We start from the raw sequence: 24,149 nt of genomic DNA, 5'->3' as shown, positions 1-24,149 counted from the left end.
ACGGAGTCGCCATCATGAGCCATGACAGGAAGCTGTCCAAGATTCACGCTTCGCTCGCCCCGGCGGCCGCACCGCCTGCCGGCGAGAATCTCTCGGCGGTCTCTCGCCTGCAGCGACGCTTGCTGGTCGCTGAAAACGCCGGACGCGCCCTCGAGGAGCAAGGCGAAGGGACAACGTCGGACATGCCGGGCGCGCTCGACACCATCTCGGCGCCGTACCGGGCGTGGTGCGCGGCCAATCGCTACACGCCGGGCCAGGCCATCGACATTCCGCTTGAGTGCGTACGCGACAGCCGTTTCAATCCCCGCCACTTCTATCCGCACAAGCTGCTGGAGCCTCTGATTGCCAACATCGTGGCGATTGGCCAGCAGCAGCCGATCCATGTCGTGCCCGACTACGAGCACCCGGGCGACTTCATTCTGACCGATGGCGGGCGTCGCACGCGTTCGATGCGCGCGCTAAATCGCCCCACGATCCGCGCTCTGGTCGTCGACGTCGCTCTAGGATTGCACACCTACAAGCTCGGCTACGACTTGAACACCCAGCGGAACTCGCAGACTGTATGCGACAACGCGATCAAATGGCGGGCGCTGCTCGACGAAGGCATCTATCTGACTCAGAGGGATCTCGCGGCCGACCTCAAAGTCGACGTGGCCACGGTATCCATGACCCTCAAGATCGGCAACCTGCCCGAACCGATCATGGATGAGATGGTGTTGCACCCCGACACGTTCGGCCCGCGCATGGCCTTCGAGATCAACCGTTACTACGAGCTGAAGGGTCTGCCGAATACGCTGCGGATGCTGCGCAGGATCATCGACGACGGGATCGGCGTGCGCCAGGTCAAAGCGTTCGCCGACGCACCCCACACGGATGCGGAACAGCGTCTGGGGCAGACCGCGCAACGCAACAAGTCCTCGCGCTACAAACAGCGCATCGATGTGACCTTCGCCGACGGCTCGGCCGCAGGCCTGCTCAAGACCTACGGCAACGACCGGATCGATCTGGAATTGTCAGGGCTGCCGCTTGCCAAGCGCGACGAAATCGTGCGCCAAATCACGGCAATCCTCGAACCGCTGTCGACCCTCCAGCCGGAACCTGCACTGGGTGCGGCCGGGCCGGCGGGTGAAGTCGAACGCGTCGAACGCGACATCAGTGACGGCAACGACGGAACCGCCGGCGCTTGACCGTCGGCAATGAGCATCATTGGCTGGGCGTGCTACCCGGCAGCCCATCGGCTCCTCGAGCGCAAAACCCCAACGGAAGCGCAATTGCGCTGACAGGAAACGATCATGCGCATCTTTCTCGATACCGAATTCACGGACCTCTTGACCCCGGACCTGATCAGCATAGCGCTGGTCGCCGAGGACGGCCGCGAGTTCTATGGTGAGCGCAACGACTTCGACGCGCACACCTGCAGTGTCTTTACGCACGAGGTCGTGCTACCGCAACTCGGGCATCTCGGCCAAGCCTATTCGCGCGCCGGTCTCGCGGATGCTGTCCTCGTATGGCTGGACAAGTTTCCTTCCACCCAGGATTCGCCCGGACTTTTCTGCATGGATCACCCGATCGACTGGGGGATGCTGGTCGACCTGCTTGACGGAGCACCGCAGGGATGGCGCGGCGAAGTCACCCCAGGAGTCGACCAGGCGCGCCGGGAGTCGTATTTCAGAGCGCATGGCGGACGGCATCATGCACTGCACGACGCGCGCGCCCTGCGTTCGGCCGCCATCGAATCAAGCGCCCTCCACTTCTGTCGACCCTAACCACCGGCTTGATGGTGAGAATTTTCGGGATTCAATGGTGAGGCAATTCGGGAGAATGCCTGCTTGAGAACCCCAAAAACAAAGGTGTGAGCGCAATGTGTTTCACGCTCACCGCACGCATCGTGACAAAATACGCGGCGCTTGTATTTGCTTAGACGTCGCGAATTTTGGCGAGGCTCGTTGTTTTTTATGAGCGTCGCGTATTTTGTCGCGTCGCACTATAAAACACGTTGCACAAGCTTTTTTCTCTGTTTCATGCAAAAAAGCTTGCGCGCGATGTTTGTGTCAGTCACAATTGGTTCCAATTCATGTCGAGTGACGGAGTTGTATCGTGTCGAATACGCCCAAGCAATACAAAACGCTGGCTGTCGCCCAATTGCTGGGCATTTCGACGGACATTCTCCGTCGTGCCGTGGAAGAATCCGGCATTGAAATCGCCCGTCAAGAAACGGGCCCCAAGACCCGCCTGTTCTCGATCGACAAGATCTTTGACCTGGCGCACTACCGCGCCAAGCGCCGGAACAAGAACAAACTCGAACTCAGCAACAAGCAAGTCGTCGCCACCATCTACGCACCGAAGGGTGGCGTCGGAAAAACGACGCTTGCCGCGAACCTCGGCACGCAGTTCGCACTCATGGGCCTGCGCACCCTCATCATCGACATCGACTTCCAGGCCAACCTCACGCTCGCGTTCGGCTACGATCCCGAGCTGACAATGGAAGAAGCCGCGGCGCAGGGCGTCCCGCCGGAAAGCGTGGTTGAGCATCACTTCGGCAACGTAATTCCCGAGTACCCGATGACTCGCGTCGCTTTGCACGAGGTGATCAAGAAACCGTACGGCGAGTGCGGCCCGCACATCCTGCCGGCCGAACTTGAACTCGATCGCGTCGACGCCGTGCTTACCTATGAGTCGATCCAAGGTCGAAACTCCAGCCTGCCCATCGTGAAACTGATGGCCAATGGTCAGAGCGGCAAGGACTCGTACTTTGATATCTCGGGCTACGACGTCGTGCTGTTCGATGCGCCGCCGGCCAAGAACCGCCTGACGCAGGGCGCCCTGCTCGCCAGCGACTTCGTCATCTCACCTGTCTCGATGGAAAAGTTTTCGACCAAAGCGCTGTCCTACCTGTCGAGCGTGCTCACCCAAATGCAAGAGGATTTCAGCCGGAGTCCCGAGCTGATCATTGTGGGCAATTTCTTCGATGCGGCCCGGGTGCGAGTGCAGAACCAACTCACCACGATCAGCCAGACCTACAAGGACGCCTTGTTGGATCGAGCCATTCGCAAGAATGAGGACTTCCCGCGCGCGCTCGAAAGCGATTACGACCTTCCGCTCACACTCCACAAACCGAGCAGCCCGGCCACCGCCGACCTGCGCGAGTGTGCCGCGGCCCTGCTTCAACGCATGGGGGTGACAGATGGCCAGTAAAAAGTCCGTTTCCGAAGAAGCATTCCTCGCGCGCATGCGCGCGCAGACGGCCGGAGAACCCGGTCCCAATGGCGCTCCGGCCGCTGGCCAAAGTCACGGCATGAAGCTGAATCTGCCGCCGACAGGCGCGAAGCGCACGTCGCTCGAAGAGTTGCTGGAACGGGACGCGGCTCGGGATGGCGCTACGGCGACGCCCTTGAACGGCGACGCGAGCGAAATCAGCGTGCCAACTGGCACTGCCGGTCACGCGCCTGCAGATGCAGCAGATCTCGCGGATGCTGGAGACATTTTCGGCGATTTCGGTGGCCTCATCGACCTCGACCTGATCGAGGCACACCCCTGGAATGCACGCGTTCACCGGGATCCCGCCCGGATACGCGAGATCGCAAGCGACATCGCTGCGACTGGCCAGGAACGCGCCATGTCGATTACGCGCCACCCGACCAAGCCAGGGCACTTCTACATCATCGATGGCGAAACCCGGTATCACTCCCTGCGGCTGCTCAAGCGCACGCGCGGATGGGCCCGCGTCCAAGAGGTCGACCCTGACAACCCGCTCGAGTTCTACCGCGCTTCGTTCAAGCAGACAAACTCGACCGAGCAGATTTCGTCCATCGACCAGGGCATCAAATGGGGGCGACTCGTCGCCGGCCAATTCGCCTCGATTGAACAGATCGCCGAGGCCCTCGAGGTCCATTTCTCGACCGTGTCGCGGATGATCTCGTACAGCAAGTTCCCGGAACCGGTGCTGGAATTCATGCACCGGCACAACGAGAAATTCACCTACTCGGTCGCGGCCGTGATGACGCCGATCATCGACCAGAGGGTGAGTGTCGATGAGATGCTGAGCTTGTGCCAGAAAATCGTCGATGAGGACATCAGCCGCCGCGGTATCGAAGCGTTGCTGAAGTCGACCGGCGCGACTGACGATGGGGCAAAACAGACACGCAAAGTCGCCGTGATAACTCGTCCGGTCAAGGTCGGCCGCCAGCCACTTGGCGGCTTCCGATCTTATGAGAACGGTGCGCTCGAGTTCAAGCTCAAGAGCACAACCGGTCTTGCCCAGCACACGGTCGACGCCCTGTCGGACATTCTCGCGACGACGTCGGACATCCTGTCAGAGACCGGCGGCAACCCGGATCCCTCGCAGGCCAACCTGGTCGACGAGCTGATCGCGCGTCTCCAGGCGATGAAATCTGGCGCACAAAGCTAAGGTACCGGCCTATCGTGTCTGATCGAACCCCATTTACAGACCAGCACAACACGCAACGCGCCGACCTTGTTTGCGCGTCTGCTTGTGTGCCGGATCGCGATCGTCGACAGCATATCGTGACACGCAGGGCAATCGACATGAAGTCGATCATGATCCTTACTGTCACGCGATCACATGCGCAAGTCCGTGCGGACAATCAATTGCAAAGTCGTCTGCGCGACTCGCGTTTCACGTGTCTCACCCCGCCAAAGTTTATTTGCACCGGTGCAAACGGCCACGAGGTCGGTTATCGCGCAGCGCTGTCGCGCGACCACTTTACGCGCTCGCGCGCTGCCTTTGCCCATCAGCGCTCGATGATCGGTCAAGCGCGAAGGACGGCTGCCTCGTTTGCACCGGTGCAAATGAATTCCACCAGCCCGGACGCGCACGCGCACCAACAGCTCAGGACGTTCATCACCAAGCCGTTTGCACCGGTGCAAACGGTGGCGAATGACGATGAAGTTGCATTTGCACCGGTGCAAATGAATTCCACCAGCCCGGACGCGCACGCACACCGACAGCGCAGGACGTTCATCACCAAGCCGTTTGCACCGGTGCAAACGGTGGCGAATGGCGACGAAGTTGCATTTGCACCGGTGCAAATGAATTCCACCGGCCCAGACGTATCCGCCATTTGCACCGGTGCAAATGGCGCACGTCTCCACTTTGGTCGAAATCGCCGGGAATCCGGAAATCCAGGCATCTGGGGCGCATGGCGCGCTTCCGATCCGCGATCCGCGAGACACACGACCAAATCGACAAACACCCAACGACCGGCAGGACAGGGTGGAAAAGGAAAGGGGCTGACAAGATCAGCCCCTTTCCTTTTTGTGATGTCGTCGACTTCAGGAGCCCCGACATGACCTATTGACGAACCAAAAACAAAAGCCAGGTATTGGCGTACCTGGCTTTCGTAGAGCGTTACAGTGACCGGAGAGGTCCCAGGGTTGGCGCCCTGACTTGCTGCAACTCCTTACATCGGCAAGTTTAGGAATCTCCCCGTTCCCTGTCAACGCTTTCCCTAAAAAATTTGAGCGAGAAAGCGTTTATGGGACAGTTCCAGACTGCTACCAGGGAGACGGCTTGCCTGATGGATTGGCATGCCAATTCGAGCACTCCCACTCCCGGACATATCACTCCGGCTGATTCTTTTCCGTCCAGTTTTTCGAGCACGACGGATCACTCAATCTGCAAGACGACGAACCTCGGCGTCGACGCCCTCATCGGCAACGCCGATGCTCAGCCTGACGCCACTCATCCGGCTTTCGATCTGCCTCTCGATCTGTCAGCCAAGCTGACCACGCTCACGGCCTCGCGCGCGACGCAACATCCCTCGGACGCGTCGCATCGCGATAGCGAAGATGCTGACCCGCAAACTCGGATGGCCCCCCTCAGTCCGTTGCCCGGGAAAATCGCGAATGCGCTCGTCGTGGTCTACGAAGGACTTCGTGAATTCAATCTCGTCGAGAACAACCGAAAAGTTCTCGCATGTTTGATTCGATTCGGTGTGAATCTGAATCGTCCGGAAGCCGTCATCTTCATCAAGAAATCCACGATCGCGTCGAAGTTGAACGTGAACGAAGTAACGGTGTATCGGAGCCTCAATGCGCTCGAACAAGCTGGACTGATCGAGCGTGATCCCCAAAAGCGGACGGCCGCCCACCTACAAACAATCGGCTACATCCGACTCACTAAGCTGGCGCTGTCCACGCTCGGCCTGTCGCGCACGTCGAGCCTCTCAGCAAGGCCAGTCACGGACAAGGCCGACGCCGCCCAGACCGAGCAGGCCACGAAATCGGAGCAGGGCCACCAAGCCTCCACCGGACTTGCACCGGTGCAAGACGTAAACAGCGCTTCCTCTCAGTCTTTTTCAAAGAATCATCCGCTTCGCAGCCCGTTTGAAAAAATCGGGGACAAAACCGTTCCCGCTGACCTCGCGTGGCTGCACCACGACAACCAGCTCGCGCTGAGCGGCCTGTTTAAGCTCATGCGCACGGCCCGGGAGAAAGGTGCTCGGCTTTCCGACGTTGTTCGGCATGCAGCTGAGGCTCTGCGGAAGCTGCGTGGTCGCGAGCTTTACGCCTACCTGGCTACGCTCATCAGCCTCCCGATCGACCACGCCACCAAGGCACGTGATAGCCGTGAAGTAGAACAACGCGAGCAAGAGCGGGTTCATATTCGCGACGAACACAATCGGGTCGCTGACGCACTGCAAGCGCTTGCTGGCCGCGGCTATTTGGCCCCGGACGGCCGCGTCTGGACCGTCGAATCCGGCGCGTTCTTCGTGACAGACCGCGGCCGACCGATGGGATCGATACCCTTGGCCGCCGCCTATCCTGTCGCCATCGATGCAGCTCGGGGGATCCTCGACGGGACGTGGCCACGGATGGGCAGCGCCGGCGCGGAGGCGAAACGTGGCATGACGACAGCGACGAACAGCGGCGCCATGAACACCACCACCAGCATTTGCACCGGTGCAAATGAAACCCCTGCGAACGAGAATTGTGCGAAGGAGAGCCGACGCGAAGGCAAATCCGCCAACGACGATCGCAATGACTGCACCGAGATCTCAAGCACGCCAAGCGAGGTCCCAACCGATCGTCAGCACAGCACCGAGATCAGCGCCAGGCAAGCCTCGATCTGGCAGGCGCTTGGCGAATGCGTACGCCACGCTCGCCGGCGGCCCGCGCTGGGCTGATGCGTGCTTGACGGAGATGCGACTGAATGCGACGTCGGGAAAGCGCTTGCGCGAACCGTGTTCGCCGGTCCGCGCGCATTGACCGATGCAGCGCGAAGCCGAGCGATAGGGGAGGGGGAATCTGGCCTTGATGTCGACGGCAACGCGAGGGGACATTTCGATTCCATCGCGCCCCAAATAATGCCGCGGCTACCCAGCGTGAATACGCAAGGGTTGTCGACGGTCGTCGATTAGACGATCGACGGGATTATCGAGATAGCCGACAATTGAAATCGACTCATTTTCGTTTGCACCTGTGGCGCGACAATCTGGATGAGAGACGCGCGACAAACAAGATGAGAATGTCGCGGCGACATTGATGATGCCGATGTTGATTGACGCTGGCAAGCGTGGCGCGTCAATCAGCGCGTCAGTCGCCAGGCTGGCTGTCCTCCTGTCGCGACGACACTCCGACGTTGTGAGGCGTTGCGAAGCTTGCTGGGCGCCCGGGGCCCTGCTGCTTGCGCTGCAGTGCGGTGCGTCGGCGATAACTCTCGACGTTGAGCTCGAAGATGGTCGAGTGATGGACCAAGCGATCGACGGCAGCCAGTGTCATGGCCGGGTCGGGGAAGACCTTGTTCCATTCGCCGAACGGCTGGTTGGCAGTTATGAGAAGGGACCGCCTCTCATACCGGGCGCTGATGAGCTCGAACAGCACCGAGGTCTCGGCCTGATCCTTGGTGACGTACGCCAGATCATCGAGAATCAGCAGGTCGAAACGATCCAGCCGGTTGATTGCTGCTTCGAGAGCCAGTTCGCGGCGCGCGACCTGTAATCGCTGAACAAGGTCGGAGGTGCGGGCGAACATGACCTTCCAGCCCTTCTCGACCAGGCTTAGGCCGATGGCCGACGATAAGTGCGACTTTCCACCGCCGGGAGGTCCCATAAGAATCAGATTGGCGCCGCCGCGCAGCCAGCCGTCTCCGGCGCATAAGGCCGAGACCTGTGCCCGTGGCACCATCGGAACGGCGTCGAAGTCGAAGTTCTCCAGTGTCTTGCCAGGCAACAGCCTGGCCTCCGTGAGATGGCGTTCGATGCGGCGTCGGTCACGCTCGGCAATCTCATGCTCAGCGAGTGCCATCAGCAGGCGCGCAGCAGGCCAGCCTTCCTTGTCGGAGCGCTCGGCGAAGGCTGCCCAGATATGTTTGATGGCGGGTAGCCGCAACTCGCCAAGCAGCAGTGATACGCGGGTAGCGTCGAAGTCGATGCTCATGCCCAGACCTCCGTATCGCAGTTGAGCAGTGCCTCGTAATCGCTCAACGAAGCCAGTTGCACGTGCACCAGCGGCAGGCTCGCCGGATTGGGCGCGAAGCGCGAGCGCAGGACTTCCAGATCAGGCAACTGGTCCTCGGCGAGTAACTGCTCGAGCACCTGCGCCAGTTGCGCCTCGCAGGCGCGCTCGTGGGCAAGGCTTAACAGTTCGACCATGGTCTTGCATGCTGCTCGCGGCGACAGTTGTTCGCACAGGCGATCGAAGGTCAACCGGTAGGCCTCACGCGGGAATAGCTGGTCGCGATAGACAAGGTTCAGCAGTGCCATGGGCTTACGGCGCAGTGCGTGGATGATGTGCCGGTAGTCGATGACGTGACCGTGCTTGCCATTGGCGCCGGCTCGGCCGCGCTGAAGCGTCATCAGGGCCGTGCCGCCAAGAAACAGTTCCAGCCGGTCGTCGTAAAGACGCACGCGCAGCCGGTGCCCGACCAGCCGCGACGGAACGGTATAGAACACCTTGCGCAACGTGAAGCCGCCGGTGGAAGTGACGTACACGCGCGTTTCCTCGTAGTCGCTGGTGCGCGCGTCTGGCAACAGCTGCAGGGACGGCCGCTCGGCTTCAATGCGTTTGCGGTTACGTGCGTTCTGCCGGCTGACGATCTCATCGATGAATCGACGGTAGGTCAAGAGATCGGCGAAGTCGGTGCTGCCACGAAGCAGCAGCGCGTCACGGATTGCGCTCTTGAGATGCCCATGTGGACTCTCGATCGCACCGTTCTCGTGAGCCACACCGCGGTTGTTCCGGGTGGGCTGCATGCCGTAGTGGGCACACAACGCTTCATAGCGCGACGTCAGATCGTCGCGCGCCTCACGATCGAGGTTGCGGAATGCCGCCGACAGGCTGTCGCTGCGGTGCTCATGGGGTGCGCCGCCCAGCGCCCACAGCGCGTTCTGCAGGCCCTCTGCCAACGCGACGTAACTCTCGCCGCCGAGGATGACGTGAGCGTGCTCGAAGCCGGAACAGGCGAGCCGGAAGTGATACAGGCGATGGTCCAGCGCGACACCGGCCACGGTGACGCCCAGACTGTGCATGTCGGTGAAATCGGATAACCCGAGACGGCCGGGCTCATGCACCTGGCGGAAAACGATGTCGCGATCCACGCCGTGCAGGGCGCGCCAGGCACGTATGCGTCGCTCGAGTGTGCGGCGAACGGTGCGCGACAGATCTGGATGACGCCGGAGCATCTCCTCCAGTACCGCCACGGGCCGGATACCAGGCGCGGCCTTAAGCAGCGGTACGATCTCAGTGTCGAAGATCGCGGCCAGCGGATCCGGTCGCCGGCGCTCCCGGGGCTCCTTCTTCTGCGACGGCAGCCGCAGGTCCTGCTCAAGGCGATAGGCCGTTGCAGTGCTGAATCCGGCGCGTGCGGCCGCGATCGACGGTCCGTCCTTACGTCTGTACTTCATATAAAGCCTCATCTGGTGGTCGTTGACGTGTCGTCCGGGCACGGCGGCCTCCCATCACATGGAAGGCTCGTTCATACCCGATCCACCACGACCACCGACGAAGCCCGACCTCGAAGAGGGGCAACCCGGCGCAGCTGGGGCGGCAGCGGTTCCGGGCTACGCCCGTCTCCGCTGCCGCCCCAGCCAGATTCTCATCCTGATTGACGCGCTGTTCTCATCTTGAATGACGCGCAGCATGCACCGGTATCCGATGGCACTACTCTGCGACCCGCCGACCGACCCTGACGCATCTTGGGCGTATGCAGCACTCGGCCGAGCACTCTACATCGCTTGCGAGTTCGAGAGCGACTGCCGATCGCTCGCATGGGTCTTCAAAGTGAGAGAGCCGCAGCCGACTGACCAGTCAGATGATCAGTTCCTCGAAGCCGTGGGGAAAGTGGTTCTCGGCCGGCTCCTCGACTTGAACAAACTCATCGCGCGGCGCGCAAAGCTGCCCGAGGACTACGCGGCAATGCTGCATGCTGCACGAGATGCTCGGAACTATGTGGCGCATGAAGCCGTGGATGATCTGAATCGCTTAACCAAAGTGCCAAACGGTATTGCCCGATGGCGCGAGGTCATGGCCGCTAAACTGCAAGACATTGCGCTTGGGCAAGTGATCGTCACGGTGCTCATCTCGCATAACTCTGCTGAGGGAACGCCGACTGCAGAGGCCATCGATGCCTACCCCAGGAAGATCGAGGCGTGGGCACTAGGCGGTGACCTCTGACTTTGATTTCCACAGCGTGTGAAACATTCGGGAAAATATCCGCGATCCCGCCATATCCGCGAAAAGCCTTATATGGCAAGGCATACAGAGAATTCATATCCATTGATAAGCGGAATGTTTCACGGAATTCCGGGCGAAATGAGGCCCAAACCTCAGGAAAACGGACCATCACATGGGCTCGGTAGAGATTTGGCCAATCAGTCTCGTAAGTGTGTCAATTGATACGGTAAATGTTGTATTGAATACGTACTGTTTGATACACGCATCGCTCAGATCAGCCACCGGAGGCAGGCGCCAAGGTAGCCAATGCCCGGCTCAGACGGCCCACCTCGTCCTCGTCGGACTCGGTCGATGCCGTATCCGACTCGATGCCGCGCAGCATTGCCTCCAGCGAATCGAGCATGGCGATGTCGGCCGGAGAGGGCAGCGGGGTGATTGGCAAAGCGCCTGCTCTTGCTTGTCCTGCACCTGCATCCACTGGAGCTTCGGGATGCGACTCAACTTGCGACTCGAGCAGCGACTCCAGCAGCTTCAGCAACGGATGGACGGTGGATGGCCAGCCCTCCGGATCGTCGCCGTAGCATCGCTGCAGGTGTGCAACGAGTACCGGCACGACATCAACTGCCCGCTGCGGCTGGCGAGCGCATGCTTCGGCCAGCCGAGCATACGGTTCAGCTAGATTCGCTTCTGGCAATCTCGCGCTGCTCGCAGTCATGCCGGGAGTTCGGCGGCTCGGTGCGAGCCAGTGTGCGCGCTTACTCGACATTGCGTTACTGGGCTCGTCGCGGCCTTCGCCCGCCGTACGATAGGCATCCACGCCGGCGAGGCGGTGCAGATCCGTGAGCACGATGCGCCTCAGATCTGAGCCCTTGGGCATCAGCATGGCGAGTTGTTTTCCTTCGGCCAGGAATGCGGCGCGAATGTCCGGCGCCGTGAGATCCCGGGTTCCGCACTGCTGATATGCCTGCTCGATCAGGAATTCGGCGAGCGCGCGGCGCGGCATCGAACGCCACAGTGCCTCGCCGTCGCGCTTGATTACGTCGTCCGGATCCATGCCGTCTGGCAGACGCACGAAGAAATATCTCGTGCTCTGTCGATCGAGACGCGCCTGGCCGCTACCACTGTCTACCATCGGCAGGCAGATCTCGAGCGCCGCGCGCGCTGCCTTGTCGCCCGCCGCGTCACCATCGAATACGAAGACGATATCGTCGGCGATGCGCCGCAGCTGCTCGACATGCGAGATCTGGACTGCGGTGCCCATCGTGGCCACTGCCTCGGGAATACCGCCCTGCGACAGTGCGACCACATCCATGTAGCCCTCGACGACGTAGACCGCGGTCCGCGCACGTGCGAGGCTGGGCGTCGACCCGGATGAGCCTGTTGGCCCTCGCCGGCGGGCACGGATCGCCATCGCGGCTTCGTACAGCCCGAAAAGTACGCGGCTCTTATGAAAGAGCGCGGTTTCCGGGCTGTTCAGGTACTTCGGTGATCGATGACCCGACTCGCCATCTATCGAATCCTGCGTGCGAATCAAGCGCGCGCCGAATGCGATCACGCGTCCACGCAGGTCGCGTACCGGGAACATCAGGCGATCTCGGAAACGGTCGTAGCGTCGTGTACCCGTTCTCCCCTCGAGTGGGGCGGCGGAACTGTTGATGCTCGCCTTGTCGATGACGAGCCCCGCGTCGGCCAGGGCCGCCGACCGCATGTAGTCGGGCACGATCTCCTCGAGACCCTGCCATTCGGCGGGTGCATAGCCCATCCGAAAACGCTTCGCTGTTTTCCCAGTCAGGCCGCGGCCGCGCGCATACGCGATTGCCTCGGGAGACTCGCGCAACGCACGCTCGTAGAACTGCGCTGCGACCTCCATGATCGCGTAGGCATTGTCGGCGCGAGCGCCATCCAGCTCGATCTCGGGCTCGCTCGATTTGGGTCTCGGGGCCAATGGCGCGGCAGGCGTCGGAACGCTCGAACCCAATGCTTTGGATGGTGGAACGGGCCCGGTTGAAGTGTTGGGTGAGATGCCCGACAGTGTTGTCGGCAATGCGATGCCGGCGTGTTGCGCAAGAATTTCCACGGCCTCACGAAACCCATAGCCGCCGTAGTCGACCAGCCACGCGAATGCGTCGCCGCGCGCGCCGCACCCGAAGCAGTAGTAGACGCCTTCGGCGCCATTTACGGAGAACGACGGGTGTTTTTCCCCGTGAAATGGGCACAAGCCTACGTATTCTTTGCCCGCCTTCTTCAGCGCGACCGTCTGGCCGACCAGGCCAACAAGATCGGTGGCCTCGGCCACACGCCGGAGAAAATGTTCCGGATAGCGCTGGTTTGGGTGGATGCTTGGGCTCGCGGCTGCCGTCGAGCCTGATCTGACAGTCCTCGTCTCGTGGACTGCCGAGCGAGGTGGATAGGAGGGGGGCGTGCTACGCATGGCGATTCGATCGTTGGATCGTGGTAGCGCGCCCTGAATCAGCGAAAGCTCGAGAGACCGAGGGCGGGAGCGAACAAGCGCGCCGTCAGTGCGGCGCCAGCGCGTGGTATGCCGTTTCCTGCGCCGCTTCGCCGTGTCCCTCCGTGCTCAACGGATCGCGGCGCATCACCTGCGCGGCCTTCACTCGCTCGAGATAGTCCTCGAACTCATCCGGACGCAGGCCGTACTTGCCGAGATTCTCGTGCGACAGGTCTCCGAGCGCGCGCTCGACAGCTGCATATGCGTAGTTGCGATAGGCCCCAAGCGCTTCGAGGGCATACGTGCGGCCGACCCGCACGATATCGGCCACCGCCTTGGCGATCGTCGCTTGGGCGTGGCGTGGCACGCTCAGGTAGTAGCGCGTACCCTTCAGTGCCCCTTCCGACTGGATGATGTTCATCTTCTTCAGGTGGTCGAGGTACCGCCACAAGGTCGAACTGTCGCGGCCAGCCAGTTCCTGCACATTGGCCGCGAGGTCGCTGCGCTTCGCCCCCGGGTTCATATCGAGGTACTCCGTGATCGCCTCGACCGGGATGTACTTGATGAAGTCCTTGTTGATGGCCGAATCCTTCGTGGTTGCCATGACACTCGCCCTGGATGGTCAGTTGAACATTCCTGCAACAAAGCAAGGATCTGCAAAATAAGCCGCACCGGCAAATTCAATATGTTTGGTCGAATCCCCGTTGTCCGATAAACGTTCACCGAGACTCCCACGACACTTTAGCACTATTACGTGGCACGACGCGAGCCGAATTCGCAACAAAACGTACCGGCTGGGAATAAATCACAATATGATGCGCAACTCAGCAAGCACTTCACTCGAATTCCCTCTCCGAAAGGCTCCCGCCCCGTCTTTGTGCGCTCCGTATTCACATTTTTTATCGTATGACTCTTGATGATGTGTTGCGTGCGCATTACGTGTTGAGATATGTTGCATAAACGGGGCCCGGTAAATCCATCCACTCCCGGGAGCGGTCCCAACCCGTTGTCGCCCCGTCGCGCTGTGTATCCGACTACCCGCTATCTCAAACACCAGGAGTTCGCACCATGTCCTACGCCGACAACAAGCTCGACATCAATCTCCAGCAGGAAAACATCATCTCCGTCATCAGCAAGTCCTCCGAGGTCCAGGGTGTCCACAAGAACAACGCCGGCGAGGGCGTCCTGATCGAAGGCATCTACGACGGGACCATCGACGTCGGTGACGGAACGGTCGCTGTCGCGGCCGGCGCCACGCTGATCGTGCGCGGCTACATCCGTGCCGGCAAGCTGATCAGCGACGGCACGATCATCGAAAACGACGATTCGCGGGGCAAGAACAAGGTCGATATCGAGAGCCTGCTGATCTTGGGCCCGAAGTCGGTCACCTCCGTCGGCTGCGAATATGGCGACCTCGAAGTCATGCGCGGCGCGCGTCTCATGGCCGCGGTCACCTGCCGCGAAGCGGCACGCGCAGTTGCCGCAGTTGAGCGTGATGGCGCGCGCGTCGGTTCCGAAGGCGAGCCGCCGGCGGCCGCGTCGTCGTTGACTTCCTCCCACTCGCCTGCGCTTCCCTCGGTGTCCTCCTCGCTGGCGAGCGCGCCGGCCTACAGCGGCGCGCGTCTCACGCCGGCGTCGGGTTTTGGCACGGGCAGCAACGGCTCCGGCAACGCCACCAGCAGCACCGAGAAGGATGACGAGACCGACAGCGCCGCGGCCTGAACAGCGACCTCAGGTTTATCGCTCAATCTCAACTCGTCCTGACCGAAGGAGTCGTCCATGCTCTTCGATAGCGGGTCTCTCAGCAGCCGGTCCGTGAGCAACCTGCCGGGGCTCTTGAGCCTTGCGTGGCTGCACGAACCCGGCGGGGCGCCGGGCATGGTGTGCTTTGCCGTCGGTCTCGCCAGCGGTGCTTTGGTTATTGCCCTGGCGATCCTGGTCGTTCGCGCGGCGCTACGGCGGCCGACCTATATGACTCGAGACTTGCGCAAACGCCATCTGCGCTACCTGAACAGCGTGCGCAAGGAGTTGGTCGAGTTTCAGGTCTTCCTGGAGCAGGCCGATCAGACTCGTCATCCGGTCTATCGGTCTGTCGAGGAAATTATCCAGCATGTCGGCGAGATGACGCACTTCGCGTCTATCGCCGCTGCGCGCGCAGATGAGGCAAGGCCCGATCTGCCCCACATTGCGCGTGAGCATCTTGAGGGCCTGATGCGCGCACGCACGTTTCAACCGGTCACGGTATCGCATCAGGTTTCCTCGAGCTTGCCGCAGGACTCGCCCGACCAGGCGTATTCGGGACGAGCACCCTTGGACCTGTCGCCGCATCAGTCCGATTCCATCCACGAAGGCACCATCTCGCTAGACCAGGGCTCGGCTGCTGATGAAAACGGTCGATCCGCATCGGCCGCGCATGTCTGGAAGATGCGAGGCAATGCGCGTCTCAGTGGTAGCTGAAACAACGTCGGGAGACAAAGCAAGTCAGCCCGATCAGGCGGAGCCTCTAGGTGGTCATCCACGAAAATTACTCCGGGTGGCCGAGGAGGCGACTGGACCACCCTCGAGCCAACACCGGAGCACCATGAGCGATTCTCAGCAACCGCAACGTCTTGATCTCGACGGGCTGATTCAGCGCATCAGCCCGGTGCTGGCCGAGGTCTATGTGACGCTCACTGGGCAAGAGCGCTGGCCGGACGATCCAGCCGGTACGAAGTCGCCCTTAGATCGCATGCTTGAAGCGGTGCTCGATGCCGCCCGCGTTGCGCGCCTTGAGCGCGACATCGTGCGCACGCTGACGAACAGCGATCGCGAGCGAATCGCGAACCGGAAAGAGCAAATGGGTGCGTGCCGCGGCCTCGAAGTCGCAGGTGTCGAGATCGGTGTCGACTGCCTCGTCAAGGTTCGATCCCTGCTCACGCGTCTGGGTGTCGCGACGAGCGAATCGATCGAAGGCTTCGGAGCGGAACTCGAGAAACATCTGTATGCGCTGGTGCGTGCTGCGCATGCGTCATTGGACAGCGCCGCAGACAAATCAACAGGAGCGTCATGATGCATGGCCTCATGGACTACTTCTGGCTTTTTGCTTCCACCTTGTGGATCTGCGAGACGTGCATCTACACGCGCGGCAAGCGTTCCCTCCTATGGGGACTGCGGCGTGGGAAAAGCGGCCATCAGGAAGAGACTGAGCCGCTGTTCACGCCCACGGACACCATGGTCGAGTCCGGGGCGATCGCGCTCAACCGTTATCGCCAGCACACCCACCACACTGGAGATACCGCAGCGGGCCGCGACGATGTCCGGCATCTTCACGACGAGGTGCGCATCGTGCTCGACGCGGCAAGCCGGTCCCTCGTGGCCGGCACGCAGCCCGGGGCCGCGAAATGATCGCGTTGCTGTTGATCGAAGCGGTCCACATCCCATAAATGGCAACCAAACCCGGGTAACAGCGAGCCTACAACGGAGCCCATCATGCCGATTACCTTCAACCGAAATTTTTTGGTCGCCGACGACCTCGGCCGCCGGCGCCTGCCCGCTGAGCAGCTGGCGACCTTCACCTACACGATCGACGACGTGCGTTATCGCTTTGTCGTAACGCGCCTCGCGCGCCAGGCGCCCGCCGTCACGCATCGTGAGAGTGGCAAGTCTCTGGCAGGCATCGCGCCGCGCACCGTCAATGCAGCACTGGGCGACTACGTGGTTGCGGGGCGAAGCGTGGTCGCACGAATCGTGAAAGAGAAGGGGGCCGCTCGCTTGCGCGAGGTGCTCGATGCCGCGCTCGCAGCATCGGCAGCTCCTGTCCGGTCAGCAACGGTTGCGCCAGCATCCATCTGCTAACAGAAGAGCTGAACCCCCACGTTTGCCAAGGGCGCGACAGTAATTCAAGGCCGGCTTCCCGCCGGCCTTATTCATTCTGGCATGGTCCATAAAATCAGGATCGCGGCGGCGCATCAGATAATCTTCATGGAGGTCATGTTGCATGCCCCCCGTCAATCTTGAGAAGATAAGCCAACGGTGCGAAAACGCATCATCTTCGATGGGGGCCCTCAGGGTGGACATTATGCAAAACCAGAATGCAAAGCAATCCCGTTGGTTGTTGGCACTTGCCGCGGCAGCTGCGGCGATCGCTCTCGCTGCGTGCGGCGGTGGTGGTGACGGCAGTGCGTCCACCAGTTCCTCGTCGGGTTCCACGACACCATCGGCCGGCGCGCCGACTGGCGCTTCGTCGACCACGCCGACGACACCGACCACGGTGACTGGTACGTTGCCCTCGCCGCAGTATGCAAACACGAGCGCGCAACTCGCATCTCTCAACCTGCTGAATCAGTATCGGACGCAATGCGGCTTTCCTGCTCTGCAGGAGAACACGGTTCTCGACACGGCGGCACAGAATCATGCGAAGTACGAAGGGCTCAACGGTGCGCTGTCGGACGACGAGGTTGCCGGAAGCGCGGGCTTTACCGGTGTCACGTACCTGGACCGTGCCGTCGCCGTCGGTTTTCCGTCTTCGGCAAAGGGCTGGGGGGTTGGTGCTGGGTTTGCGACGCTGACGAGCGGTTTCACGCCGGCACAGGCCGGGCAACAATTCGTCTATTCGTTGATTGCCGGGGTATACCATTCGGGTGCCGTCATGTACCCGGTGAATACGGTAGGTATCGGTGAGTTCGAGACGCAGACGAATTCGAACGGAACCGCGTTCACGAATGCTTGGGGCTCCATGAGCCTGCTGAGCACGCAGACGCAGCCGATTTCCAATGGGCCAATTACTTTCCCCTGCCAAGGGGTGAGTGGAGTCCCCTACAAGTCGGTCGGAGAAACGCCAACTGCGCCGAATGTTTCGGGTTCCGGTTGGGGAACGCCGGTTGTCGTGATGGGCAATCCGACTGATGCCATCGTTCTCCAATCGGGCACGATGACCGATGGGTCGGGTAATGTGATCAACCTTCAGTTGCTCACCTCCGCAAACGACACCAACAAGATCGTGCAACCGTACGAAGCAGTGGCTTACCCGGCCGCCGCGCTCCTGCCGAACACGCAATATGCGGTCAGCTTGACCGGGACCGTCAACGGCGTTGCATTCTCACGGAGCTTCACTTTCACGACAGGAAACATCGTCGGGTGAAGCGAAGAGCCTGCAAAGCAGGCGTTCCCAATCCTGAAAACCCCACGTCTCGGACGTGGGGTTTTTCTATCTGGAAGATGATTTGTCGTCGGCTCAAAAGACGCGACGTTACGTGAGCCGCGCATCACGAGGCACACTCGTGGTTAGCGTACGTGATCCCGCGGATAACTGCGCTCGCACCATCAGGTTAATGGCCGCCGCCGCAGGGCCCTCCTGTTGCGTTTTGAGATTGGGATAGTATGAATCCAACAACCTGTGTCGTGCCTGGGTTCAGCATGCAGGCAAACAATTGGGTGCTCACGCCATAAACGTAACCGGCGTCGGGATTACCGAAGTCGGGCTCTACGAGGGTGCCGAAACCGAATTTGTAGACATCGTATGGTCCGTTGGACGGTGGCCAATCCCCGTGAGCCGCACCGCCAAAGCCAGAACCCGGGGCTTCACAGATGCGTGGAGGCGGCTGCGAGTTAATGTCGTTGGCAACTTGATTCGTTGTCTCGGACTGCGGGCCGACAAACGCCGACGGCGTCAGAAACTTTCCATAGGCTGCCGCTACGGTGGCGCAAGCCTGCAGCTGATCGGACAGTGTTGCCTGCGGGGGAGGCGGCAACGTACAGCCAAGGCCAACCCAGCCTGATCCATTCCACCAAGGCGCACTCGTTTGCTGATAGCCCCCCGGACACGAGGGCGGCGCTTGGTAATTGCAGGCAGGCTGGCTCCAGTGTGAGCCCTGCCAGACCGCTGAGGAGATGGTGGTCCATCCAGGCCCACTTTGGCAGGCCGGCGGCGGCGTAGGGCTGTGTTGCTGCGGGGTCAAGCACGTCGAATCCTGATATCCCCATGAGCATACGACGGGCGTTGCAGAGGCGGATCTGCAACATGCGACAAGTGCCAGAAGCACGAACGTTCCACGAATGGTCTTCATTTTCCACCTTCCTTCAGTAGGTGCAGTACGTTGACGCGGACGCCGTAGCACTCCAAATCGGATTCCCGCTTCCGTCGACGATGTAGGTCACCCACGCATTACCGCTGGCCCACGCACCGACATTGACAGTGGCCGTGTCGTTCACCACAAAATTGGCTGGGTAGACGAGAATTTGAGGAACTCCACCGCCCGAACACGCGGGCTGCGGAATCCACCAACCATGCTGAACCGTGAATTTGTACATCTGGAGCCAACGGCCCCCAATCGGCAACCACGTACCGGACTGGCACGACAGAATTTGTCCCGAGCCATCGCTATTGGCGCCGATCAAACCGTTTGTTGGGCACCATGTTCCGGGGACCACGACATTTCCCGCCTGAATCGTTCCCTCCACTCCAAGCGACGCTTGCCCGTTCGCAGCCTTGATGGACAAGTGATTGCTCTGGTCGTTGATGATGCGAGCATTGAAATCCTGAACGCCTTGGCCCCCGAAGTGGAAATCGATATAGGGCCAACCACCGCCAGTGGTTCCGTTGTTGCCACCAAGTTCGAGACTGCCACCTTGATCCGCCTGAAACGTTCCACCACCCGGGAGCGTGAATTGCTGCGCATTGACATTGCCATTGACATTGGCACTACCCATCGTCGCGAGTCCGGCGACCTCGATCGTGTTTGTCGTCAGGTCATTCACGTTGTGAATGCTCTGGCTGTTCGCGTTCATCGTGCCCGTCAGCGCCCGGCTACCGTCGAGCTTGTAGAACTGCGCGAGCAGGGCATCGAGTCCCGAGAGATCTCCTGTGCGAATCGCAAGGACGCCCGCAACATTACCCAGCGGGTTCGCGGTCGACCAGCTTGCGCTGCGGCCGGTCAACGTGCCGGGAGTCGACGGGAACGACATGCCGGCATCCTGGCCTGCCGTGACAACAGCCTGTCCAAGCCAGTCGATGCGCGGCTTGCCGGTTCCCTTGTCGAGCAGCGCCTGGTTCGAATACGTGAGGCCTTGAATCACGCAGTTGACCCCGGGGCAAGTTGCCGGATCCACGGTCAGTGAATTCGTGAACGTCAAGCCGGACGGCGAGGTGGCCGACAGGGCGGAATCCAGGACGTGGACGCCTTTCAAGTCCGCGAGCGTCGGTTTGGTCGGATTCGCCACCGTGTAGCTTGCGCCACCGCCCTGCGGCGTGAACACGACGGGCTGGTTCGTCGACAGCTGCGCAAAGAAGTTCTGAACGTACAGGTTCACACCCGCCTGCAACTCAGCCACGTACTGGCCCGTGGCCGTCGCCAGCGAGATGTTCGCCGTACGGCTCACCTGAGAAATCTGCGACATGAGCAGGATCGTGGACAGCACCAGCACGATGCCGAACTCCAGCATCGAGAAGCCCCGCTGAAGGCGAAGCTTCGCCGCTTTCAATGCAAGCGGCGGGACGCGTTGCGATTGCGGTTGCCAGCACCCGATGAGATGTGCTCGAACCTGCGCAGCGCGCACCTCGTGCCGGTACGCGAGATGAAGCTGCGCGAGCAGGCCATTCAGACACCGCTTTACGCGCTTGGTCCGCGTCGTGCTCGGCGCCGGCGTCAGGGCGCTCGCAGCCGCGGCCGTCTCGTTTCCATGCGTGGGCGTGTTCATGCTGCCATCCCTGATTGCTGGGCTGCCGCGACCCGGAACGGGGCAGGCGAGCCGTCACGAATACCTTGGAGGATGCGATCGGACGCCTCATAAGCGCGGATCTGCCACGAGCCATAGGCGTAGCTGTGGAACAGCACGCCGCGCAGGGACTGCGCGATCTGCTCGCGCGCGATCTCGGGCGCCAGGCCCGCACGCGTTGCGGTCGCAATCAGGCGCGTGACGGCTGCATCAGGCGTCATACCGTGCACTGTCGTGATCACTTCATGGCCGTCACATGCAATGTTAAGCAGGTCTACCGAATTGCTGTTGGAGCGCACCTCTCCGTAGTACAGCATCCCCGGCGCGCCGATCGGAAACGCACGCAGCGCATGTTCGAGCGCCGCCGTGAAACCGATCGACCGCACGTCGACCTCGTCGACGTAGCCGTTTGTACCGACGCGATGTCCACCATCGTCACCTAGCGGCGTCTCGAGCGGATCCGCCAGCGTCAGACAGTAACCGCCGTATTTGAGCAGACGCTCACGGACAACGGCATTCGCACCGGTCGATTTCCCTGCGCCGGTGTCGCCGACGCACAGCAGCAACCCACCGTCCGTCCGCAGCTTGCTCGAGAGCGCAAGCTTCTTCGCTGCGACATTGATGCCGTGCAGTTTATCGAGCGGAATTGGCCGAAGCGGGATGTGCTTGAGGGCATAGAATCCGCCCATCGCCTGGGCGCGATAGCGGATCGCGCGGTGGCCAGACGACTCGTCTTGAATATCGAGCAGAAAGGCGGCGAACGGATTGTGCTGCGACTCTTCCTTGCAGTGTTCGCGCAGCGTGTCCGCAAAACGACGCAAGTTCATCGAGAGCACCCCGTATTCCTGCCACGGGCGATCCATGTCCGGACGCACGCCCTCGCGCGCGACTTCTGGCGCGAGAGTGCCCTTGCCAGCCTGCTCCTGATTCGGAAGTGCGCAGGTCTCTTCCGGATCGGCGTCATACAGGCGCCAGTCCGAGAATGCTCGCGCTTCAGCAATCGATTCGCTCTTGACCCGAATGTCCATGTTTCACTTGGCTCGATATCAGCTCGCTACCTGGTGGTAGACCCTCTCAAAGGCACTTCGCGCAGAAAGCGTCTTTGAAGCGGCCAACCAGAGCGCGGGAGACGGAGCAGCCGAGACTGACCCGATCTCCCGCGCGGTTCACGCGTTCAGACGCTTAGAACACCTGGAACGAGAGGGTGTTGGCGTTGCCCGAGCAGGTGATCTTGGCCGGGTTGACCGAAGTCGTCGCGGTCTTCACCACGTTCGCGCCGATCGACACCGTGGCGGCCGTCTGCGAGAGCGCCGTCACGAGCGGCAGGCACGACGCATCCGGCAGGTTCGTCAAGGCGTACTTGACGCTGTCGTTGGCCACGTTGATGGTGCCCGGGGTAACCGTCAGCGTGCCTCCACCGAGGCTCGTCGTCACCGTGCCACCGCTGTTGTTCAGCGACGACAGGTTGTTGAAGAACGAGCCCGACGACAGGTTGGCGTTCGAGACGTTGCCGTACTGGTTCGCGTAGGAGGCCTTGACGTTGCCGATCAGCGTCATGAGATCCGAGCTGAGCTGTTGCGATTGCGTCGCCGTCGAGTTGCGGTTGTAGGCCACGATGATGCCGACCAGCGCGATCGCGATGATCACGAGCACGAGGCCGAGCTGGACCATGTCGAAGCCGCGTTGCGCCTGCGCACGGCGACGGGCGAGGGCGCCGTGGATACGGCGCTGCAGGACGGTCATCGCCGATTCCTGAATCTCGGTCTCGGTTGCGCCGATTTTTTCCACTGCTTGATTGAAGCGGGTCATGCTGATCTCCCTGAAAAATGGCCGGTTGGCAACGATTGGCTACGTGCCGCAGGCCAAATAAAAAGTCACACGTCTGCTTGACATCCCGACCTACACCCCGTCAGCCGCCGACCCGAACTTCACGAACCCGCTTTTGCTGATCGCTACTACCCCTACTGCTTGTCGATGCCTGACCTCATTTCCGTCAGACATCCGGTCCGGATCTGATGCCGAGACACGTCGTTCCGGCTTCCAATCCAATGAACCGACATCCTCATCGGTTCTTTTTACACCGTATTTGCATCACAGTGAATATGTTGCAAGCAATTGTCGGATGGGAACTAAATGTGAGAACACCGGCGCGGCATCCGCGCGAGTGGTGCAACCTAAAACTCAGTGGCCCATCCTCAGCGTCTTCATCTGCACCTGTTCCTTGAAGTCCTCGATGATCAGGATCGTGCCCCCATAAATCGCCATCATCAGCACGATGGTCACGACCATGATTCCGTAGCGCATCAAGGTCGCGCGTTGCTTGATTTCCAGCGGCGCCTTCTCGAGGATCAACTCGCCCACCACTGCGAGCATTTCCGAGGTCTGCGCGTACTCACCGATATCCAGAATCCGGTAGTACATCGAACGATTGGTGAGGCCCGTATCGAAAACCTCACCCCGGCTGTTCGGCTTCAGTTCCATGTTGGCCAGGATCGCGTCGATATGCCACTTGAGCCACGGTGTCGCATTCGTGCGCATTCGCTTCAGCGCGTCACTCACTTGCATGATCTGTGAGCCGATCAGCTTGGTGACCGAACCGAGCGACACGAAAAACTGAGCGCTATTGAAGTCGCGGTAGATTTGATAGAACAGCACGTGCTTGTCGAGCCATGCGCGGACGCGCCCGGTGTAGCGCGGCAGCGACCAGATCACCCATCCCGCGACGATGCCCACGAACGCGACCCACATCCACCAGTCAGCCCGGATCACATCGCCACTCGTGAAGAACACCGTAGCCACCGTGCCCATGTCGCGCGGATCAATGTTCGCCTTCACCGCGTCCTCGAGCTTGGGCAGCACCATCCACGCCTGAATGGCCAGGAACAGGTGCATCACCAGAACGAGGAAGACCGCCGAGGCCAATGCACCGTTCACCGTCTTGCGGCACGCGGCCATCCCCTGAATACCCTTGCCGAGCGATTCGAGCCCGGCTCTCAGGTCGCCGTTCTTCTCCGACACCGAGAGCACGGTGATGTCCTCAGGTGGCACCGAATCACGGATCGCCTCATAGAAATAACCCGTATGGGCAAACCGTTCGAGCCAGTGAGCAGCGAGTTTGCCCATTGGCATCTTGGCGTAGCGTTGTGCGTACTTCTCGAGGAAGTCGCTCGTCGTACGTCCCGGCATGCGGCGCATGCTCTCGGCCAGGTCGAGATAGAAGTTGCCGCGTTCGCTCTTGAAGCGCAGCTTGGCCCAGAACAGCTTGTCACCCAGCTTCGCATCAAGCTTTTTCAGCACGCTTTTGCCTGCCTGCGAATCGAGATCCGACACCTTCGAGCGTGCGCGCTGGAACATGTCCAGAGAGAAACCCATGCTT

The 24,149-nt window shown here is 61.0% G+C and carries 21 protein-coding genes; 13 read left to right on the top strand and 8 right to left on the bottom strand.

What is annotated here, in order from left to right:
- The first annotated feature begins 14 nt into the window (after nucleotides 1–14).
- From U4Z64_RS19965 to U4Z64_RS19940, 6 genes are all read left to right on the top strand, one after another.
- Entirely contained in the window at nucleotides 15–1,187 is a 1,173-nt protein-coding gene (locus U4Z64_RS19965; protein ID WP_321820782.1) for a ParB/RepB/Spo0J family partition protein, read from the top strand.
- Between the two features lie 105 nt (nucleotides 1,188–1,292).
- The gene (locus tag U4Z64_RS19960) at nucleotides 1,293–1,766 is read left to right on the top strand and encodes a 3'-5' exoribonuclease (RefSeq protein ID WP_321820781.1); all 474 of its coding nucleotides are present in this window, start codon (nucleotides 1,293–1,295) and stop codon (nucleotides 1,764–1,766) included.
- Between the two features lie 331 nt (nucleotides 1,767–2,097).
- A complete protein-coding gene (locus U4Z64_RS19955; protein ID WP_321820780.1) occupies nucleotides 2,098–3,195 on the top strand; it encodes a ParA family protein in 1,098 nt (365 codons plus the stop codon).
- The gene (locus tag U4Z64_RS19950) at nucleotides 3,185–4,408 is read left to right on the top strand and encodes a ParB/RepB/Spo0J family partition protein (RefSeq protein ID WP_321820779.1); all 1,224 of its coding nucleotides are present in this window, start codon (nucleotides 3,185–3,187) and stop codon (nucleotides 4,406–4,408) included. The genes U4Z64_RS19955 and U4Z64_RS19950 overlap by 11 nt, the downstream gene beginning before the upstream one ends.
- Before the next feature lie 137 nt (nucleotides 4,409–4,545).
- On the top strand, nucleotides 4,546–5,310 hold the full coding sequence (locus U4Z64_RS19945) for a hypothetical protein (RefSeq protein ID WP_321820778.1): 765 nt from the start codon (nucleotides 4,546–4,548) through the stop codon (nucleotides 5,308–5,310).
- Between the two features lie 185 nt (nucleotides 5,311–5,495).
- Nucleotides 5,496–7,145, top strand: a complete 1,650-nt coding sequence (locus tag U4Z64_RS19940) for a hypothetical protein (protein WP_321820777.1) — start codon at nucleotides 5,496–5,498, stop codon at nucleotides 7,143–7,145.
- 409 nt (nucleotides 7,146–7,554) lie between these two features.
- Here U4Z64_RS19940 and istB read toward each other — a convergent pair whose 3' ends face one another.
- Both istB and istA read right to left on the bottom strand, forming a co-directional pair.
- Complete coding sequence (istB, locus tag U4Z64_RS19935; RefSeq protein WP_321820776.1) at nucleotides 7,555–8,397, bottom strand: IS21-like element helper ATPase IstB; 843 nt, start codon at nucleotides 8,395–8,397, stop codon at nucleotides 7,555–7,557.
- Nucleotides 8,394–9,875, bottom strand: coding sequence for an IS21 family transposase (gene istA / locus U4Z64_RS19930; RefSeq protein WP_321820934.1), 1,482 nt, complete (start codon nucleotides 9,873–9,875; stop codon nucleotides 8,394–8,396). Before istA ends, istB begins: the two co-directional genes overlap by 4 nt.
- Nucleotides 9,876–10,086: 211 nt before the next feature.
- On the opposite strand from istA, the gene U4Z64_RS19925 reads away from it, so the two are divergent.
- On the top strand, nucleotides 10,087–10,632 hold the full coding sequence (locus tag U4Z64_RS19925; protein WP_321820775.1) for a hypothetical protein: 546 nt from the start codon (nucleotides 10,087–10,089) through the stop codon (nucleotides 10,630–10,632).
- 274 nt (nucleotides 10,633–10,906) lie between these two features.
- On the opposite strand, the gene U4Z64_RS19920 is transcribed toward U4Z64_RS19925, so the two are convergent.
- Together U4Z64_RS19920 and U4Z64_RS19915 are read right to left on the bottom strand one after the other, a co-directional pair.
- Nucleotides 10,907–13,063, bottom strand: coding sequence for a DNA primase (locus U4Z64_RS19920; RefSeq protein ID WP_321820774.1), 2,157 nt, complete (start codon nucleotides 13,061–13,063; stop codon nucleotides 10,907–10,909).
- Between the two features lie 85 nt (nucleotides 13,064–13,148).
- Nucleotides 13,149–13,685: a hypothetical protein gene (locus U4Z64_RS19915; protein WP_321820773.1), complete on the bottom strand. Its 537-nt coding sequence runs from the start codon at nucleotides 13,683–13,685 to the stop codon at nucleotides 13,149–13,151.
- A 464-nt stretch (nucleotides 13,686–14,149) separates the two neighbouring features.
- Between U4Z64_RS19915 and U4Z64_RS19910 the strand changes: the two genes are divergently transcribed.
- The 6 genes from U4Z64_RS19910 to U4Z64_RS19885 all read left to right on the top strand — a co-directional run bounded on the left by U4Z64_RS19910 (nucleotide 14,150) and on the right by U4Z64_RS19885 (nucleotide 18,200).
- The gene (locus U4Z64_RS19910) at nucleotides 14,150–14,803 is read left to right on the top strand and encodes a hypothetical protein (protein WP_321820772.1); all 654 of its coding nucleotides are present in this window, start codon (nucleotides 14,150–14,152) and stop codon (nucleotides 14,801–14,803) included.
- Between the two features lie 93 nt (nucleotides 14,804–14,896).
- On the top strand, nucleotides 14,897–15,538 hold the full coding sequence (locus U4Z64_RS19905) for a hypothetical protein (RefSeq protein ID WP_321820771.1): 642 nt from the start codon (nucleotides 14,897–14,899) through the stop codon (nucleotides 15,536–15,538).
- A gap of 124 nt (nucleotides 15,539–15,662) precedes the next feature.
- On the top strand, nucleotides 15,663–16,130 hold the full coding sequence (locus tag U4Z64_RS19900; RefSeq protein WP_321820770.1) for a hypothetical protein: 468 nt from the start codon (nucleotides 15,663–15,665) through the stop codon (nucleotides 16,128–16,130).
- On the top strand, nucleotides 16,127–16,465 hold the full coding sequence (locus tag U4Z64_RS19895) for a hypothetical protein (protein ID WP_321820769.1): 339 nt from the start codon (nucleotides 16,127–16,129) through the stop codon (nucleotides 16,463–16,465). The genes U4Z64_RS19900 and U4Z64_RS19895 overlap by 4 nt, the downstream gene beginning before the upstream one ends.
- 84 nt (nucleotides 16,466–16,549) lie before the next feature.
- Nucleotides 16,550–16,915, top strand: a complete 366-nt coding sequence (locus U4Z64_RS19890; protein ID WP_321820768.1) for a hypothetical protein — start codon at nucleotides 16,550–16,552, stop codon at nucleotides 16,913–16,915.
- 223 nt (nucleotides 16,916–17,138) lie between these two features.
- Nucleotides 17,139–18,200 carry a CAP domain-containing protein gene (locus U4Z64_RS19885; protein ID WP_321820933.1) on the top strand — a complete coding sequence of 354 codons (1,062 nt, stop codon included), beginning with the start codon at nucleotides 17,139–17,141 and terminating at the stop codon, nucleotides 18,198–18,200.
- A gap of 938 nt (nucleotides 18,201–19,138) precedes the next feature.
- Here the strand turns inward: U4Z64_RS19885 and U4Z64_RS19880 are convergent.
- From U4Z64_RS19880 to U4Z64_RS19865, 4 genes are all read right to left on the bottom strand, one after another.
- Nucleotides 19,139–20,755, bottom strand: coding sequence for a hypothetical protein (locus U4Z64_RS19880; protein WP_321820767.1), 1,617 nt, complete (start codon nucleotides 20,753–20,755; stop codon nucleotides 19,139–19,141).
- Nucleotides 20,752–21,801 (bottom strand): ATPase, T2SS/T4P/T4SS family, encoded by a 1,050-nt coding sequence (locus tag U4Z64_RS19875; protein ID WP_321820766.1) that lies wholly within the window; start codon nucleotides 21,799–21,801, stop codon nucleotides 20,752–20,754. The genes U4Z64_RS19880 and U4Z64_RS19875 overlap by 4 nt, the downstream gene beginning before the upstream one ends.
- A gap of 154 nt (nucleotides 21,802–21,955) precedes the next feature.
- Nucleotides 21,956–22,582: a type 4 pilus major pilin gene (locus U4Z64_RS19870; protein ID WP_321820765.1), complete on the bottom strand. Its 627-nt coding sequence runs from the start codon at nucleotides 22,580–22,582 to the stop codon at nucleotides 21,956–21,958.
- Nucleotides 22,583–22,954: 372 nt separating this feature from the next.
- Nucleotides 22,955–24,145 carry a hypothetical protein gene (locus U4Z64_RS19865; RefSeq protein WP_321820764.1) on the bottom strand — a complete coding sequence of 397 codons (1,191 nt, stop codon included), beginning with the start codon at nucleotides 24,143–24,145 and terminating at the stop codon, nucleotides 22,955–22,957.
- Nucleotides 24,146–24,149 lie beyond the last annotated feature (4 nt).

The organism is Burkholderia sp. BCC1996, assembly GCF_905339955.1.
GTDB lineage: Bacteria > Pseudomonadota > Gammaproteobacteria > Burkholderiales > Burkholderiaceae > Burkholderia.
This window is presented reverse-complemented; position numbering and strand designations above follow the sequence as displayed.

Coding starts and splice junctions, on each gene's coding strand:
- U4Z64_RS19965 (WP_321820782.1), top strand. CDS start 15: ATGAGCCATGACAGGAAGCTGTCCAAGATTCACGCTTCGCTCGCCCCG.
- U4Z64_RS19960 (WP_321820781.1), top strand. CDS start 1,293: ATGCGCATCTTTCTCGATACCGAATTCACGGACCTCTTGACCCCGGAC.
- U4Z64_RS19950 (WP_321820779.1), top strand. CDS start 3,185: ATGGCCAGTAAAAAGTCCGTTTCCGAAGAAGCATTCCTCGCGCGCATG.
- U4Z64_RS19945 (WP_321820778.1), top strand. CDS start 4,546: ATGAAGTCGATCATGATCCTTACTGTCACGCGATCACATGCGCAAGTC.
- U4Z64_RS19940 (WP_321820777.1), top strand. CDS start 5,496: ATGGGACAGTTCCAGACTGCTACCAGGGAGACGGCTTGCCTGATGGAT.
- istB (WP_321820776.1), bottom strand. CDS start 8,397: ATGAGCATCGACTTCGACGCTACCCGCGTATCACTGCTGCTTGGCGAG.
- istA (WP_321820934.1), bottom strand. CDS start 9,875: ATGAGGCTTTATATGAAGTACAGACGTAAGGACGGACCGTCGATCGCG.
- U4Z64_RS19925 (WP_321820775.1), top strand. CDS start 10,087: ATGACGCGCAGCATGCACCGGTATCCGATGGCACTACTCTGCGACCCG.
- U4Z64_RS19920 (WP_321820774.1), bottom strand. CDS start 13,063: ATGCGTAGCACGCCCCCCTCCTATCCACCTCGCTCGGCAGTCCACGAG.
- U4Z64_RS19915 (WP_321820773.1), bottom strand. CDS start 13,685: ATGGCAACCACGAAGGATTCGGCCATCAACAAGGACTTCATCAAGTAC.
- U4Z64_RS19910 (WP_321820772.1), top strand. CDS start 14,150: ATGTCCTACGCCGACAACAAGCTCGACATCAATCTCCAGCAGGAAAAC.
- U4Z64_RS19900 (WP_321820770.1), top strand. CDS start 15,663: ATGAGCGATTCTCAGCAACCGCAACGTCTTGATCTCGACGGGCTGATT.
- U4Z64_RS19895 (WP_321820769.1), top strand. CDS start 16,127: ATGATGCATGGCCTCATGGACTACTTCTGGCTTTTTGCTTCCACCTTG.
- U4Z64_RS19890 (WP_321820768.1), top strand. CDS start 16,550: ATGCCGATTACCTTCAACCGAAATTTTTTGGTCGCCGACGACCTCGGC.
- U4Z64_RS19885 (WP_321820933.1), top strand. CDS start 17,139: ATGCAAAACCAGAATGCAAAGCAATCCCGTTGGTTGTTGGCACTTGCC.
- U4Z64_RS19880 (WP_321820767.1), bottom strand. CDS start 20,755: ATGAACACGCCCACGCATGGAAACGAGACGGCCGCGGCTGCGAGCGCC.
- U4Z64_RS19875 (WP_321820766.1), bottom strand. CDS start 21,801: ATGGACATTCGGGTCAAGAGCGAATCGATTGCTGAAGCGCGAGCATTC.
- U4Z64_RS19870 (WP_321820765.1), bottom strand. CDS start 22,582: ATGACCCGCTTCAATCAAGCAGTGGAAAAAATCGGCGCAACCGAGACC.
- U4Z64_RS19865 (WP_321820764.1), bottom strand. CDS start 24,145: ATGGGTTTCTCTCTGGACATGTTCCAGCGCGCACGCTCGAAGGTGTCG.